At 65.3% G+C, this 15,847-nt stretch carries 15 protein-coding genes; 12 read left to right on the forward strand and 3 right to left on the reverse strand.

Annotation, left to right across the window (positions count from 1 at the left end):
• Positions 1-20: 20 nt before the first annotated feature.
• The 6 genes from A1D30_RS19360 to ubiA all read left to right on the forward strand — a co-directional run bounded on the left by A1D30_RS19360 (position 21) and on the right by ubiA (position 5,876).
• Positions 21-794 carry a hypothetical protein gene (locus tag A1D30_RS19360; protein ID WP_063462365.1) on the forward strand — a complete coding sequence of 258 codons (774 nt, stop codon included), beginning with the start codon at positions 21-23 and terminating at the stop codon, positions 792-794.
• A gap of 26 nt (positions 795-820) precedes the next feature.
• Positions 821-1,270, forward strand: coding sequence for a hypothetical protein (locus A1D30_RS19365; RefSeq protein ID WP_242421950.1), 450 nt, complete (start codon positions 821-823; stop codon positions 1,268-1,270).
• An 18-nt stretch (positions 1,271-1,288) separates the two neighbouring features.
• Entirely contained in the window at positions 1,289-2,254 is a 966-nt protein-coding gene (locus A1D30_RS19370) for a LysR substrate-binding domain-containing protein (protein ID WP_063462367.1), read from the forward strand.
• Between the two features lie 154 nt (positions 2,255-2,408).
• Positions 2,409-4,145, forward strand: a complete 1,737-nt coding sequence (locus A1D30_RS19375) for a dipeptidase (protein WP_063462368.1) — start codon at positions 2,409-2,411, stop codon at positions 4,143-4,145.
• 116 nt (positions 4,146-4,261) lie between these two features.
• Positions 4,262-4,765, forward strand: a complete 504-nt coding sequence (locus tag A1D30_RS19380; protein WP_063462452.1) for a Dps family protein — start codon at positions 4,262-4,264, stop codon at positions 4,763-4,765.
• 217 nt (positions 4,766-4,982) lie between these two features.
• Entirely contained in the window at positions 4,983-5,876 is an 894-nt protein-coding gene (ubiA, locus tag A1D30_RS19385; protein WP_063462369.1) for a 4-hydroxybenzoate octaprenyltransferase, read from the forward strand.
• A gap of 95 nt (positions 5,877-5,971) precedes the next feature.
• On the opposite strand, the gene proC is transcribed toward ubiA, so the two are convergent.
• From proC to A1D30_RS19400, 3 genes are all read right to left on the reverse strand, one after another.
• Positions 5,972-6,817 (reverse strand): pyrroline-5-carboxylate reductase, encoded by an 846-nt coding sequence (proC, locus tag A1D30_RS19390; protein ID WP_063462370.1) that lies wholly within the window; start codon positions 6,815-6,817, stop codon positions 5,972-5,974.
• A 202-nt stretch (positions 6,818-7,019) separates the two neighbouring features.
• Entirely contained in the window at positions 7,020-8,513 is a 1,494-nt protein-coding gene (gene glpK / locus A1D30_RS19395) for a glycerol kinase GlpK (protein WP_063462371.1), read from the reverse strand.
• Positions 8,514-8,705: 192 nt separating this feature from the next.
• Positions 8,706-9,470, reverse strand: coding sequence for a DeoR/GlpR family DNA-binding transcription regulator (locus A1D30_RS19400; protein WP_063462372.1), 765 nt, complete (start codon positions 9,468-9,470; stop codon positions 8,706-8,708).
• 197 nt (positions 9,471-9,667) lie between these two features.
• Between A1D30_RS19400 and A1D30_RS19405 the strand changes: the two genes are divergently transcribed.
• From A1D30_RS19405 to A1D30_RS19430, 6 genes are all read left to right on the forward strand, one after another.
• On the forward strand, positions 9,668-10,759 hold the full coding sequence (locus tag A1D30_RS19405; RefSeq protein ID WP_063462373.1) for an ABC transporter ATP-binding protein: 1,092 nt from the start codon (positions 9,668-9,670) through the stop codon (positions 10,757-10,759).
• Between the two features lies 1 nt (position 10,760).
• Positions 10,761-11,837 (forward strand): ABC transporter ATP-binding protein, encoded by a 1,077-nt coding sequence (locus A1D30_RS19410; RefSeq protein ID WP_063462374.1) that lies wholly within the window; start codon positions 10,761-10,763, stop codon positions 11,835-11,837.
• On the forward strand, positions 11,834-12,730 hold the full coding sequence (locus A1D30_RS19415; RefSeq protein WP_063462375.1) for a sugar ABC transporter permease: 897 nt from the start codon (positions 11,834-11,836) through the stop codon (positions 12,728-12,730). The genes A1D30_RS19410 and A1D30_RS19415 overlap by 4 nt, the downstream gene beginning before the upstream one ends.
• Positions 12,723-13,535, forward strand: a complete 813-nt coding sequence (locus A1D30_RS19420; protein ID WP_063462376.1) for a carbohydrate ABC transporter permease — start codon at positions 12,723-12,725, stop codon at positions 13,533-13,535. The genes A1D30_RS19415 and A1D30_RS19420 overlap by 8 nt, the downstream gene beginning before the upstream one ends.
• 12 nt (positions 13,536-13,547) lie before the next feature.
• Positions 13,548-13,856: a DUF2160 domain-containing protein gene (locus tag A1D30_RS19425; protein WP_063462377.1), complete on the forward strand. Its 309-nt coding sequence runs from the start codon at positions 13,548-13,550 to the stop codon at positions 13,854-13,856.
• A 136-nt stretch (positions 13,857-13,992) separates the two neighbouring features.
• A complete protein-coding gene (locus A1D30_RS19430) occupies positions 13,993-15,726 on the forward strand; it encodes an ABC transporter substrate-binding protein (RefSeq protein ID WP_063462378.1) in 1,734 nt (577 codons plus the stop codon).
• Positions 15,727-15,847: the final 121 nt, after the last annotated feature.

Below are 15,847 nucleotides of genomic sequence, written 5' to 3' on the forward strand. Positions count from 1 at the left end.
TAAGTGCCTAGAATTGCTGGATGGACGCACAGCCTCTTTTCATTAGCTTGCACGACGAGTCTGCCGGATATGAGATATCCCCGGACCGAGTGCCCTTGGCGGTCTTGCGAACTTTTGTAAAAGACGTGGAGGAGTTCCTTCGGGGAGATGGTGCCGAAGTGGATTTGCAGGCGCTGGATGTCGGGGTGGTCAAAGGCTCGTTGGCGATCCAGACGGCCCCTGTGTCGTCGCCGGGCCTTCTGCGGGATCTGCTGCAGCTTGCGGCTTCCGAGCGTTTAGATGGCCTCGATAAAAAGCGTCGGGAAGTGGTGGAGCGGTGGCAAAAACTCGCGCGAGGGGCGCGCCGCTGCGTGTTTCGAATTGCCGTCCCAGGCATTCCGCAACGGGACATCAGCATCAGCGCCGCTACCGACTTCCATGCGGACGATGCAGACCAGTGGGTCCAGGTTGAGCGCTACCTGCAGGGTGAGATTGTCGAAATGGGCGGGCTTAAAAAAGTCAATGCGCATATTCGTTTGCCCGATGGCACTTTGATTCCGGTGGAGTCGGATCGTGAGTTCTTCCGCAGCGATACGGTGAATCGCCTATACAAGGTCGCTATGGCCCGCATCAGCGCGGAGTACAACGTGGTGACGCGAAAGTACCGCAATGCGCGGTTGCTCGGTTTTGAAGAGCATCAGCAGACTTTGGACGAAGCGCAGTTGCGCCGTTTGACGGAGCGGGGTGCGAAGGCTTGGCGGGACGTGCCTAGTGCGAGCGATTGGGTGGACTCCCTGCGGGGAGGTACGGCTTGATCTCGATTCTTCTGGATACGAGTTACTTGATCACGCTGGCAGACCCAGGGCGCGCGCACCATGAAACAGCCAAGCGTTATCTGCGCGAGGCCCTGGTTCAGGGCTGTCCTTTGTACTTGTCTGCCGTGGTCGCGTCAGAGTTTCAAGTCGGACAGCCTGTGAGCGACCTCCCTTTGCGCAATTTTCACGTATTGCCCTTCAACATCGATCACGCCATGACTTCCGGTAATTTCATGCGTGTACTGTCGCGTGACACGGGCGATGACCGGGTGGCCGTGAAGGACGACGTCAAATTGCTGGCGCAAATGGTGTGCGAGTCCATCACGCATATCCTCACCGAAGATTCAAACACCCTGGTGAAATACTTGGGAAGACTCCGCGACCAAGGTCAAGCATCTGCGCAGGCAATTGTCCTGGCGGAAGGCTTTGATGCTGCTTGGTTCAATGGGGGGCAAAAACATCTCCTTGATGAATAGCACTGCTGGCAGTTCACCATGACCCTCACCGAACTCAAGTACATCGTTGCGGTGGCCCGCGAGAAGCACTTTGGCCATGCGGCCGATGCCTGCTATGTGTCGCAACCCACGCTCTCGGTGGCCATCAAGAAGCTGGAAGAAGAGCTGGACGTGAAGCTGTTCGAGCGCAGCGCGGGCGAGGTCACGGTGACCCCGCTGGGCGAAGACATCGTGCGCCAGGCGCAGAGCGTGCTGGAGCAGGCGGCGGCCATCAAGGAGATCGCCAAGCGCGGCAAGGACCCGCTGGCCGGGCCGCTCACGCTGGGCGTGATCTACACCATCGGCCCCTATCTGCTGCCCGAGCTGGTGCGCCAGTCCATCACGCGCACGCCGCAGATGCCGCTGATGCTGCAGGAGAACTTCACCGTCAAGCTGCTGGAGATGCTGCGCACGGGCGAGATCGACTGCGCCATCCTGGCCGAGCCTTTTCCTGATACGGGCCTGGCCATGGCACCGCTGTACGACGAGCCCTTCATGGCGGCCGTGCCCAGCACGCATGCGCTGGCGGCGCAGCGTTCGGTGACGGCGGCCGAGCTGAAAAGCGAGACCATGCTGCTGCTGGGCGCGGGCCATTGTTTCCGCGACCATGTGCTGGAGGTCTGCCCCGAGTTCGCACGCTTTGCGAGCAATGCCGAGGGCATCCGCAAGTCGTTCGAGGGCTCGTCGCTGGAGACCATCAAGCACATGGTGGCCGCCGGCATGGGCGTGACGCTGGTGCCGCGCCTGTCGGTGCCGCGCGATGCGCTGCTCACCGTGTCGCGCCGCCGCAAGAGCGACGAGACCTACATCCGCTACCTGCCCATCCGCGAGGAAGACGGCAGCCCGCCGCCCATGCGCCGCGTGGTGCTGGCCTGGCGCCGCAGCTTCACGCGGTACGAGGCCATCGCCGCGCTGCGCAATGCCATCTATGCCTGCGAGCTGCCGGGCGTGAGCCGCCTGTCCTGACCTCACCCTTCGCAGGGGTTGGCGACCAGGAATCGGAGCTACACTCGCGCCGCCCCCGCGCTGGCCGACCTGGCCCGCACAGTGGGGGCGTGCATGTTGCGCAGTGCCCGTGGACCATCGTCCGGCTGCGCCCCGCTTTCTACAGAAGGTTCCCATGAAGAAGCTCTGGCTGACCGCCACCCTGGCCGCCGCGTTGACGGCGTGTTCGTCCATTCCTCCATCCGCCATCGCCGCCACGCTGAAGAAGCCTGCGCTGGACAGCATCGCGGCAGCCCCCGGCGCAGCGACGGCTGCGGATTTCCGCCAGTTCCTGGCGCTGGCGGCGCAGATGCAGCCCGAGCTGCAACCCGCCGTGGCTGCCTATGCAACGAACCAGCCCCTGGCGGGCGACGACCTCGTCAACATCAGCCGCCTGCTGGGCCTGCACAACCGCCTGCGCAACCAGGCCGCCGTGATCGAGGCCACCGCGAAGATGGTGGCCATCCCCACCGTGCGGTCCGCCAAGGTGCCGCCGCACGAAGACCCGGCCATCATTGCCTTTGGCACCCTGGTCGAAGGCATGGCGCGCGACTTTGGCCTGCAGTACCGCAACGTGGACAACCGCATCTTTGAAGTGAAGCTGCCCGGCAGCGGCCCCGAGGAGTTCGGCATCCTCACCCACGCCGATGTGGTGCCTGTGGTGGCCGATGAATGGGTGCTCGACGACGGCACCAAGCTCGACCCCTTCCAACTGACCCGCGTGGGCGGTAACCTGTATGGCCGGGGCTCCATCGACGACAAGGGCTCCATCGCCACCGTGCTGTTTGCGATGAAGGCCGTGAAGGACAGCGGCCTGCCGCTCGCACGCACCATCCGCCTCATGATCGAGACCACCGAAGAAACCGGTGGCGACGCGATGAAGTACTACCGGGCCAAGACCGCGCTGCCCGAGTACAACATCGTGCTCGACAGCAAGTACCCCGCCGTGGTGGCCGAAAAGGGCTCGGGCGCGCTGCGCGCTTCGTTCCCGCTGCAGCCTGCGGCCAACACCGGCGCGACGGCGATCACGGCCATGGCCGGGGCCGCCTCGACCAACGCCGTGCCCCAGACGGCCACGGCCAAGCTGCAGGGTGGCAACACCGCCGATGTGGCGGCGCGCCTGAACGCTGCGAAGGCGGCGTTTGTCGAGAAGTACCAGCCGCAGGGCGGCGCCTTCCGCATCGACGTGGCGCAGGATGGCGGCGCCGTGGTGGTGAAGGTCACGGGCGCATCGGCCCATGGCTCGCGCCCCGAAGAGGGCGTGAACCCGCTGCCGCGCCTGGCGCTGTTCCTGAAGGAGTCGGGCGTGGCGCTGGCCCCCAATGGCTACGCGCAGGCCGTGCGCTACCTCACCGATCTGTATGGCGTGGACTACCTGGGCCGCACCCTGGGCCTGGCCTACAGCGACGACTTCATGGGCCCGCTCACCCTGTCGCCCAACCTCATCCGCGAGAAGGATGGCAAGGTCGATGTGCTGGTGAACGTGCGCATGCCCCGTGGCAGCACGCCCGAGGCACTCACGCAGGCCACCTCGGCCAAGATCAAGGCCTGGGGCGCCCAGGCTGGTGTGGCGGTGGAGGTGGACCACAGCCAAGGCAACTGGATGGCGCGCGACCCCAAGGGCGCCTGGCTGGCCACGCTGCTCAACACCTTTGGCGACACCACGGGCCTCGAAGCCAAGCCCGTGCCCACAGCCGGCAGCACCACGGCCAAGCTCATGCCCAACGCCATCAACTTCGGCCCCGCCATGCCGGGCAAGAAGTACACGGCGCACAACGCCAAGGAGTTCAAGGAAGTGGTGGACCTGGACGCCGACATGCAGATGTTCACCGAGATGCTGGTGCGCATCGGAAATTTGAGCCAGATGCAATAACGGTGCAGGCCGCTGCGCTACAGTGGCCGTGAGCCGCCACGCGGCGGCCCCGGGGCATTTGCCGGGACGCTGCGGGGCAGATCCATCGATTGTTTTTTGCCAACGAAGGAGCCTCCATGGCCAAAGCCGCCAAGACCACCGCCGCCCCCAGCATCAACATCGGCATCAGCGACAAGGACCGTGCCGCCATCGCCCAGGGCCTGTCGCGCCTGCTGGCCGACACCTACACGCTGTACCTGACCACGCACAACTTCCACTGGAACGTGACGGGCCCGATGTTCAACACGCTGCACACCATGTTCATGGCGCAGTACACCGAGCTGTGGAACGCGGTGGACCCGATCGCCGAGCGCATCCGCTCGCTGGGCCATGTGGCCCCCGGCTCGTACGCCGAGTTCGGCAAGCTGGCCACGGTGCCCGACGCCCCCGCCAAGCCGCCCAAGGCGCTGGAGATGGTGCGTGTGCTGGTCGAAGGCCACGAAGCCGTGGCCCGCACCGCACGCAGCCTGTTCCCCCTGGCCGACAAGGCCAGCGACGAGCCCACGGCCGACCTGCTGACCCAGCGCCTCACGGTGCACGAGCAAACGGCGTGGATGCTGCGCTCGCTGCTCGAAGAGTAAGAGCGGCTAACAAAACCCTTCTAGCGTCGTTGCCGCGTCTTGTCGTACTACTCGTACTGCCTGCGACGCGGCGCCTAGCCAGAACCGCTGCGCTGGGTTTTGTTACCCGCTCCAAGCCAGCCGCTGCGCTGTGAACCGAACGCCCGGTGGCCGCAAGGCCCCGGGCGTTTTTCTTGCCGGGCCGGTTCCGGGCCTGCATCTGGGAAAATCCCGCGCCATGACCGCCGCTACCACCGCCCCCCGCAGCCGCTTCTCGCTCTACCTCGACCTCATCCGCTGGGACCGCCCCGCAGGCTGGCTGGTGTGCCTGTGGCCCACGCTGTCGGCGCTGTGGATTGCAGCCGACGGGTTTCCGGGCTGGCACCTGCTGGTGGTGTTTGTGCTGGGCACCATCCTCATGCGCAGCGCGGGCTGCTGTGTGAACGACGTGGCCGACCGCGACTTTGATAAGCACGTCAAGCGCACGGCGCAGCGGCCTGTGACCACGGGTGCCGTGTCGGTGAAAGAGGCGCTGGGCCTGGGCGCCGTGCTGGCCATCCTGTCGTTTGGCCTGGTGCTCACCACCAACACCGCCGCCATCCTCTGGTCGGTGCCCGCCGTGCTGGTGGCCATTGCCTACCCGTTCACCAAGCGCCTCATTTCCATGCCGCAGGCGGTGCTGGGCATTGCGTTCAACTTCGGCATCGTCATCGCCTTTGCCGCCGTGCAGGGCAGCGTGCCTGCCGTGGCCTGGTGGATGTGGCTGGGCAACCTGTTCTGGGTGCTGGCCTACGACACCGAATACGCCATGGTGGACCGGGACGATGACCTCAAGATCGGCATCAAGACCTCGGCCATCACGCTGGGGCGTTTCGATGTGGCGGGCATTGCGCTGTTCTACCTGCTCTTTATCGGCATTTGGGCGGTAGCGTTGGCCCCTTATGCGCTGGGTGCTATTTTTTACATAGCGCTTGCGGCTGCGCTGGCGCAGGCCGTGTGGCATTTCACGCTGATCCGCACCCGCACCCGCGAGGGCTGCTTCAAGGCGTTCCGCATCAACCACTGGCTGGGCGCCACGGTGTTTGCGGGCATCGCGGGCAGCTACCTGGTGCGGTCGATGCTCACAAATTGATAGCTATCAGCGCTTGATGGGAGCGCGGAGAAGGCCTAAAAGGCCATGAAAACTGTTCACGGCTTCCCACGGCGCCGTGAACAGGGTGCCCAAGGTCAGGCCCCGAACTCGTTACCGAGTTCGTTGGCGCGTTTTTCGGCGGCGCGCATGGCGGCCTCGAACGCCTGCGACACGCCGCTGGCCTCCATCGATTGCAGGGCGGCGTAGGTCGTCCCGCCCTTGGAGGTGACGCGTTCACGCAGCACGGCCGGGGGTTCATGGGAGCGGCGGGCCAGTTCCGAGGCGCCCACAAAGGTACCCACGGCCAGCTGGTGTGCCTGCGCGTCGGACAGGCCCATGCCCACCCCGGCACGCGCCATGGCTTCGAGGAAATAGAACACGTAGGCCGGGCCCGAGCCCGAGAGTGCGGTGACGGCGTCCAGCTGGGTCTCGCTCTCCACCCACAGGAATTCGCCGGTGGACGCCATGATGGCTTCCACGCTCTGGCGCTCGGCAGGGGTCACGGCGGGGCGCGCGTAGATCGCGCTCATGCCCTTGCCCACCAGCGCGGGTGTGTTGGGCATGGTGCGCACGACGCGCTCGGTGCCGAGCCATTGGGCGATGCTGTCGGAGCGGATGCCCGCCGCCACGCTCAGGTGCAGGGCCTGCGGGGTGTGCGCCCGGGCCTGCGCGGCGGCGTCCTTGAAGGTCTGGGGCTTGACCGCCCAGACCACGATGCTGGCGCGCTGCAACGCAGGGCCTGCCTCGGGCTGCGCCGTGAGGCCAAAGTTCTTGAGCAGCGCCTCGCGCGTGGGGGCGTAGGGCTCGACCACCTCGATCTGGCTGGCCGGGTGGCCCTGGCCGATCAGGCCGCCAATGATGGCGCTGGCCATGTTGCCGCCGCCGATGAAGGCGATGGTGGGGAGGGCGGAGTTTGCTGTGGCTGGAGCGGGGGAGGTCATTTTGCGGGCAGGCTAGAAAGGGAGAGCCGATGGTAGCGCCGCTAGACCTATGAGTTGCTCGAAGACTCGTGCAACTGGCGCGGCCAAAGCCAGTGCTCCCGCGCAAGGGCCGCCAGCAATCCCAAGTAGGGCGCTGGGAGCGTCCCCCTCCGCGAGCAAAGCGAAGCAGAGAGGGGGAAGGCGCGCAGCGCCTCAGGGGGAGCTACTCAGCTACTGTCTGCCGCACGGCGTGTTCCCAGTTCGCCATCAGCTCCTGCGCGCGTGCGCTGCTCAGCGTGGGCACAAAGCGGCGGTCGGCGCGCCACAGCTGCGAGAGTTCGTCCGTGCTGCGGTACACACCGCTCGACAGCCCCGCCAGGTAGGCGGCGCCCAGGGCGGTGGTCTCGATGACCGCAGGCCGCACCACCGGGATGCCCAGCAGGTCGGCCTGGAACTGCATCAGCAAGTCGTTGATGCAGGCGCCGCCGTCCACGCGCAGCTCGCTCACCGGGGCGCCACCGGCGGCCACGGCGTCGCGGCTCATGGCCAGCAGCAGGGCGGCGCTTTGGTAGGCGATGCTTTCGAGCGCCGCGCGCGCAATGTGGCCCAGCGTGGTGCCGCGTGTCAGGCCGGTGATGGTGCCGCGGGCGTCGGGCTTCCAGTACGGCGCGCCCAGGCCGGTGAAGGCGGGCACCATCATCACGCCGCCCGAATCGGGCACGCTTTGCGCCAGCGATTCGACCTCGCCGCTGGTGGAGATGGCCCGCAGGCCGTCGCGCAGCCACTGCACCACGGCGCCGCCCACAAAGACCGAGCCTTCCATCGCAAATTCAGGCTGCGCCGTCGCCTGCGCTGCGCTGGTGGTGAGCAGGCCGTTCTGGCTGGTCTGGAAGCTGCCCCCCGTGTGCATCAGCATGAAGCAGCCCGTGCCATAGGTGTTCTTGGCCATGCCCGCCGTGAAGCAGGCCTGGCCGAACAGCGCGCTTTGCTGGTCGCCCGCCACGCCGCCGATGCGGATGGCGTGGCCCAGCAGGTCGGCGGCGGTGTCGCCAAAGTGGGCAGCGGAGGGCAGCACCTCGGGCATCAGCGCCTTGGGGATGCGCAGCAGCGCCAGCAGCTCGTCGTCCCACTGGTTGGTGTGCACATTGAACAGCATGGTGCGCGAGGCGTTGCTCACGTCCGTCACATGCACCTTGCCGTGGGTGAGCTTCCACATCAGCCAGCTGTCCACCGTGCCAAAGGCCAGCTCGCCGCGCTCGGCCGCGTCGCGGGCGCCGGGCACATGGTCCAGCAGCCACTGCAGCTTGGTGCCCGAGAAGTAGGCATCCACCAGCAGGCCCGTCTTGGCCTGGATGGTGGCGGCATGGCCTTGTTCACGCAGCTGGGCGCAGGCGGGCTCGGCGCGGCGGTCCTGCCAGACGATGGCGTGGTGCACGGGCTGGCCGGTCTGGCGGTTCCACAGCACCGTGGTTTCGCGCTGGTTGGTGATGCCCACGGCGCGCACAGCGCTGGCCGCAAGGCCTGCCTTGGCCAGCGCATCGCGGGCGGTCGCGAGCTGCGTGCGCCAGATCTCCAGCGGGTCGTGCTCCACCCAGCCGGGCTGGGGGTAGATCTGCGGCAGCTCCAGCTGCGCCTGCGCCACGATGTGGCCGCGTTCGTCAAACACGATGCTGCGGGAGCTGGAGGTGCCTTGGTCGAGGGCGAGCAGGTAGGTCATAGGTAAGCAGGTTATGTCAGGCCGTTGGGTTGGCCCTTAAGTTGGATAGCCGGCCCATGAACGGGCGCTGCTCAAGCCAGCGACCGCCGCGCAAGGGCCGCCCCGCCGCGCTGGCGGTGTCCCCCTTCCCGAATTGCGCAGCAATTCGAGAGAAGGGGGAAGGCGCGAAGCGCCACAGGGGGTTGTCCTGATTCATGCTGCAACGGTGCAGACCACACCGGCGTCTTGCAGCAGGGCGGGGAAGGGTTCGGGCGGCGGGGCGTCGGTGAACAGGCGGCCAATCTGGCCCAGCGTGGCCAGTTGCACCATGGCCGGGCGGTTGAACTTGCTGTGGTCGGCCGCCAGCCAGACTTCGCGCGACTGTTTGATGATGGTTTGGGCCACCTTCACCTCGCGGTAGTCAAAGTCGCGCAGCGAGCCGTCGGGCTCGACCCCCGAGATGCCGATGAGCGCAATGTCCACCTTGAACTGGCGGATGAAGTCCACCGCCGCCTCGCCCACGATGCCCCGGTCGCGCGCACGCACCACGCCACCGGCCACGATCACTTCGCATTCGGGGTTGCCGCTCAGGATGGCGGCCACATTGAGGTTGTTGGTGATCACGCGCAGGCCCCGGTGGTGCAGCAGCGCCTTGGCAATGGCCTCGGTGGTGGTGCCGATGTTCAGGATCAGCGAGCAGTCGTTGGGCACTTGTTCGGCCACGGCGCGCGCAATGCGCGCTTTGCCTTCGGCATTGAGCGTTTCGCGCTGGGTGTGGGCCAGGTTCTCCACGGTGGAGCTGGGCACGCGCACGCCGCCATGGAACCGTGTGAGCAGACCGGATTCGGCCAGGCGCTGTACATCGCGGCGCACGGTCTGCAGCGTCACGCCCAGGGTGTCGGCCAGTTGTTCCACCGTGGCGGACTTGCGCGCACGGACTTCTTCCAGAAGCAGCAGTTGTCGGGGGTTCGTATTCACGCGAATGGGGTCAACGTTGGGTGAGAGATACTTTAAATCGAACAAAAAGGAACCCGTTAAGGGTAAACCTTGATTCGATACGATCAAAAAAGAACAAAAATGAACGCAATCGATAAACGAGAGGGCTGCCTGCGTCACCGATCGCAGCGGCGCAGGATTCTTCACTTGCCCCAGGGGCACAAACGAAAGGTTGCGTGATGCAGCTGGCATTGGACAGCATCAGCAAGAAGGTGGGGGCGCAGACCTGGCTGTATGACATGAGCCTGGCGCTCCAGAGCGGTGCCGTCACGGTGCTGCTGGGCGCCACGCAGGCGGGCAAGACCAGCCTGATGCGCATCATGGCCGGGCTGGATGCGCCCACGGCCGGGCGTGTGACGGTGGATGGCAAGGACGTGACCGGCATGCCCGTGCGCGACCGCAACGTGGCCATGGTCTACCAGCAGTTCATCAACTACCCCTCGATGAAGGTGGCGGCCAATATTGCGTCGCCCCTCAAGCTGCGCGGCGAAAAGAACATCGACGCCCGGGTGCGCGAAATCGCCAGCCGCCTGCACATCGACATGTTCCTGGACCGCTATCCGGCCGAGCTGTCGGGCGGCCAGCAGCAGCGCGTGGCGCTGGCCCGCGCGCTGGCCAAGGGTGCGCCGCTGATGCTGCTGGACGAACCCCTGGTGAACCTGGACTACAAGCTGCGCGAAGAGCTGCGCGAGGAGCTGACGCAACTGTTTGCGGCCGGCCAGTCCACCGTGGTCTATGCCACCACCGAGCCGGGCGAGGCCCTGCTGCTGGGCGGCTACACGGCGGTGCTGGACGAAGGCCAGCTGCTGCAGTACGGCCCCACGGCCGAGGTGTTCCATGCGCCCAATTCGCTGCGGGTGGCGCGCGCCTTCAGCGACCCGCCAATGAACCTGATGGCGGCCTCGGCCACCGCGCAAGGCGTGCGCCTGCAGGGCGGGGCTGAGCTGACGCTGCCCTTGCCGCAAGGCGCGGCCACGGCGGCCGGGCTGACGGTGGGTGTGCGCGCCAGTGCGCTGCGTGTGCATGCGCGCCCGGGTGATGTGAGCGTGGCCGGGGTGGTGGAGCTGGCCGAGATTTCGGGCTCCGACACCTTTGTGCATGCCTCCACGCCCTGGGGCGATCTGGTGGCGCAGCTCACCGGCGTGCATTACTTTGAACTGGGGACGGCCATCACGCTGCACCTGGACCCGGCCCAGGCCTATGTGTTTGGTGCCGATGGCCGTCTGGCCCAGGCGCCCGCCCGGCCCGTTACCGCACAAGGAGGTCGCTGAGATGGCCCGCATCAGTCTGGACCTGGCGCATTCGTACAAGCCCAACCCGCAGCAGGACAGCGACTACGCGCTGCTGCCGCTCAAGATGGAGTTCGAGGACGGTGGCGCCTACGCGCTGCTCGGTCCCTCGGGCTGTGGCAAGACAACCATGCTCAACATCATGTCGGGCCTGCTTGTGCCCTCGCATGGCAAGGTGCTGTTCGACGGCCGCGACGTGACGCGCGCCAGCCCGCAGGAGCGCAACATCGCCCAGGTGTTCCAGTTCCCCGTGATCTACGACACCATGACGGTGGCCGAGAACCTGGCTTTTCCTCTGCGCAACCGCAAGGTGCCCGAGGGCCAGATCAAGCAGCGTGTGGGCGTGATTGCCGAGATGCTGGAGATGAGCGGCCAGCTCAACCAGCGCGCTGCAGGCCTGGCGGCCGACGCCAAGCAGAAGATTTCGCTGGGCCGTGGCCTGGTGCGCGCCGATGTGGCGGCGGTGCTGTTCGACGAGCCGCTCACGGTGATCGACCCGCACCTCAAGTGGCAGCTGCGCCGCAAGCTCAAGCAGATCCACCACGAACTCAAGCTCACGCTGATCTATGTGACCCACGACCAGGTGGAGGCGCTGACCTTTGCCGACCAGGTGGTGGTGATGACGCGTGGCAAGGCGGTGCAGGTCGGCTCGGCCGACGCGCTGTTCGAGCGGCCCGCGCACACCTTCGTGGGGCACTTCATTGGCTCGCCGGGCATGAACTTCCTGCCCGCGCACCGCGATGGCGAGAACCTGTCGGTGGCCGGGCACCGCCTGGCCAGCCCGGTGGGCCGTGCGCTGCCCGCTGGCGCCCTGCAGGTCGGCATCCGTCCCGAATACCTGGCGCTGGCCCAGCCGCAACAGGCCGGGGCACTGCCCGGTACGGTGGTGCAGGTGCAAGACATCGGCACCTACCAGATGCTGACCGCCAAGGTGGGAGAGCACACCGTCAAGGCGCGCTTCACGCCCGAGACGCGTCTGCCGTCGTCCGGTGACACGGCGTGGCTGCAGGTGCTGGGTGAGCACACCTGCTACTACAAGAATGAGGAGCTTTTGGCATGAGCACGACGACCAAGCCCGTGAACCAGAAGGCCTGGTTCCTGATCCTGCCGGTCATCATCTGCGTGGCTTTCTCGGCCATCCTGCCGCTGATGACGGTGGTGAACTACTCGGTGCAGGACATCATCTCGCCCGAGCGCCGCGTGTTCGTCGGCACCGAGTGGTTTGCCGCCGTGATGCGCGACGAGGAGCTGCACGCGGCGCTGTGGCGCCAGCTGACCTTCTCGCTGGCGGTGCTGGCGGTGGAGATTCCGCTGGGCATCCTGCTCGCGCTGTCCATGCCCGCGCAGGGCTGGAAGTCGTCGGCAGTGCTGGTGGTGGTGGCGCTGTCGCTGCTGATCCCCTGGAACGTGGTGGGCACCATCTGGCAGATTTATGGCCGCGCCGACATCGGCCTGATGGGCCGCATGCTGCAGGAGATGGGCATCGAGTACAGCTACACCGGCAACGCCACGCAGGCGTGGCTCACGGTGCTGCTGATGGATGTGTGGCACTGGACGCCGCTGGTGGCGCTGCTGGCGTTTGCCGGGCTGCGCTCCATCCCCGACGCGTATTACCAGGCCGCCCGCATCGACGGCGCGAGCAAGTTTGCGGTGTTTCGCTACATCCAGCTGCCCAAGATGCGCGGCGTGCTCATGATCGCGGTGCTGCTGCGCTTCATGGACAGCTTCATGATCTACACCGAGCCCTTTGTGCTCACGGGCGGCGGGCCGGGCAATGCGACCACGTTCCTGTCGCAGTACCTCACGACCAAGGCGGTCGGCCAGTTCGACCTGGGCCCTGCGGCTGCCTTCTCGCTGATCTATTTCTTCATCATCCTGCTGCTGTGTTTCATCCTCTACAACTGGATGCAGCGCGTGGGCACCGTCAGCGACGAAGGGGCTGGCCATGAATGAAAAACGTTTCCAGAAGCGCACGCTGTTCCTGATTGCGTACCTGCTGTTCGCGCTGTTGCCCATCTACTGGATGGTCAACATGAGCTTCAAGACGAATGCCGAAATTCTTTCGACGTTCTCCTTTTTCCCGCAGCACTTCACGTGGGACAACTACAAGACCATCTTCACCGATGAGAGCTGGTACTCGGGCTACATCAACAGCCTGATCTACGTCAGCATCAACATGGTGATCACGCTCACCGTGGCCCTGCCAGCGGCCTATGCGTTCTCGCGGTACAGCTTCCTGGGTGACAAGCATGTGTTCTTCTGGCTGCTGACCAATCGCATGACGCCGCCCGCCGTGTTCTTGCTGCCGTTCTTCCAGCTCTACACCACCGTGGGGCTGATGGACACGCACATCGCTGTGGCGCTGGCGCATCTGCTGTTCAGCGTGCCGCTGGCGGTGTGGATTCTGGAAGGTTTCATGAGCGGCATCCCGCGCGAGATCGACGAGACGGCCTACATCGACGGCTACAGCTTCCCGCGCTTTTTCATGACCATCTTCCTGCCGCTGATCAAGGCCGGTGTGGGCGTGGCGGCGTTCTTCTGCTTCATGTTCAGCTGGGTGGAGTTGCTGCTGGCCCGCACGCTGACCAGCGTGAACGCCAAGCCCATCGTGGCCACCATGACACGCACCGTGAGCGCCTCGGGCATGGACTGGGCGACGCTGGCGGCGGCGGGTGTGCTGACCATCGTGCCCGGCGCGATCGTGATCTGGTTTGTTCGCCACTACATCGCAAAAGGCTTTGCGATGGGTCGGGTTTGAGGAGGCTGCGACATGTTTGACTGGATGGCCTGGACGCTGCCGGTGGCGGTGTTCTTTACGTGCATCGTGCTGATGCTGGTGGGCATGGCGGTGTGGGAGATCAAGTCGCCCACCACCATGCGCAAAGGTTTCCTGCCCCTGGAGACCACGCGCGGCGACCGGCTTTTTATCGGGCTGCTGTCGGCCGCCTACGTGAACCTGATCTTTGTGGGCATCAGCGGCAAGCTGGCCCAGTGGTTCAGCCTGCAGGGCGACCCGTCGATCTGGATCAGCTTTGTGGTGTCGATGGCGCTGCTGGCGCTGATCATGCGCAAGGGTTAAGGAAAAAATAGGCCGTTTGCGCCTGATGGGTAAGCGTTTGTAGCTATTGTTTTTGTAGTGTCGAAGGCCTGGCCTGGTTCCCCCCCGGGTTGGTGCCGGTCTACCAATGGGGGTCTCAATCTGAGAGGAGACAGCAATGAAGATGCAGTTCAAGGCGATCGCTTTCGCCGCCGCGGCTCTGGCGATGGGGCAGGCTGCCTGGGCCGGCGAGGCCGAGGCCAAGAAGTGGATCGACAGCGAATTCCAGCCATCCACGCTGAACAAAGACCAGCAGATGGCCGAGATGAAGTGGTTCATCGACGCAGCCAAAAAACTCCAGGCCAAGGGCGTGAAGGAAATTTCGGTGGTGTCCGAAACCATCACCACGCACGAGTACGAGTCCAAGACGCTCGCCAAGGCGTTTGAGGAAATCACCGGCATCAAGGTCAAGCACGACCTGATCCAGGAAGGCGATGTGGTCGAGAAGCTGCAGACCTCCATGCAGTCGGGCAAGTCCATCTACGACGGCTGGATCTCGGACTCGGACCTGATCGGTACGCACTACCGCTACGGCAAGATCATGAACCTGACCGACTACATGGGCGGTGCAGGCAAGGAGTGGACCAACCCCGGCATTGACCTCAAGGACTACATCGGCACCAAGTTCACCACCGGCCCTGACGGCAAGCTCTACCAACTGCCTGACCAGCAGTTCGCCAACCTGTACTGGTTCCGTGCCGACCTGTTCGACCGCAAGGACATCAAGGACAAGTTCAAGGCCAAGTACGGCTACGACCTGGGCGTGCCGCTGAACTGGAGCGCCTACGAAGACATCGCCGAGTTCTTCACCAACGACGTGAAGAACATCGACGGCAAGCCGATCTATGGCCACATGGACTACGGCAAGAAGGATCCATCCCTGGGCTGGCGTTTCACCGATGCATGGCTCTCGATGGCCGGCACGGCCGACATCGGCGCGCCCAATGGCCTGCCGATCGACGAGTGGGGCATCCGCGTGGCCGACGACAAGTGCACGCCCGTGGGCGCTTCGGTGGCCCGTGGCGGTGCGACCAACTCGCCTGCCGCCGTCTACGCGCTCACCAAGTATGTGGACTGGATGAAGAAGTACGCGCCCAAGGAAGCCACGGGTATGACCTTCGGCGAAGCCGGCCCTGTTCCCGCCCAGGGCCAGATCGCGCAGCAGATCTTCTGGTACACCGCCTTCACGGCCGACATGACCAAGCCCGGCCTGCCCGTGGTGAACGCCGACGGCACGCCCAAGTGGCGCATGGCCCCCGGCCCGAACGGCCCGTACTGGAAGCAAGGCATGCAAAACGGCTACCAGGACGTGGGCAGCTGGACCTTCTTCAAGGACCACGACGCCAACAAGACGGCTGCCGCCTGGCTCTACGCCCAGTTCGTGACGGCCAAGACCACGTCGCTGAAGAAGACCATGGTCGGCCTGACTCCGATCCGCGAGTCCGACATCCAGTCCAAGGCCATGACCGACATGGCCCCCAAGCTGGGTGGCCTGGTCGAGTTCTACCGCAGCCCCGCCCGCGTGGCATGGTCGCCCACCGGCACCAACGTGCCCGACTACCCCAAGCTGGCCCAGCTCTGGTGGAAGAACGTGGCCCAGGCCGTGACGGGTGAAAAGACCCCGCAAGGTGCCATGGACACGCTGGCCGACGAAATGGACCAGGTGATGGCCCGCCTGGAGCGCGCTGGCATGGCCCACTGCGCGCCCAAGCTCAACGCCAAGAGCGACCCCAACAAGTGGCTGAGCGACAAGCAGGCCCCCTGGAAGAAGCTGGCCAACGAGAAGCCGAAGGGCGAAACCATTGCCTATGGCACGCTGCTCCAAGCCTGGAAGGACGGCAAAACGCGTTGAGTCTGTGACCTCCGCGTTTTGACAACCTCCACAGGCAGCCAGGGCTCACAAGGTCTCTGGCTGCCTTTTTCACTCCATACCGCCCCCGATGGCCAGAACATCGAGGGCGGTTTTCTCCCCG

This window comes from Acidovorax sp. GW101-3H11, from assembly GCF_001633105.1.
In the GTDB taxonomy this organism is placed as follows: Bacteria; Pseudomonadota; Gammaproteobacteria; order Burkholderiales; family Burkholderiaceae_C; genus Acidovorax.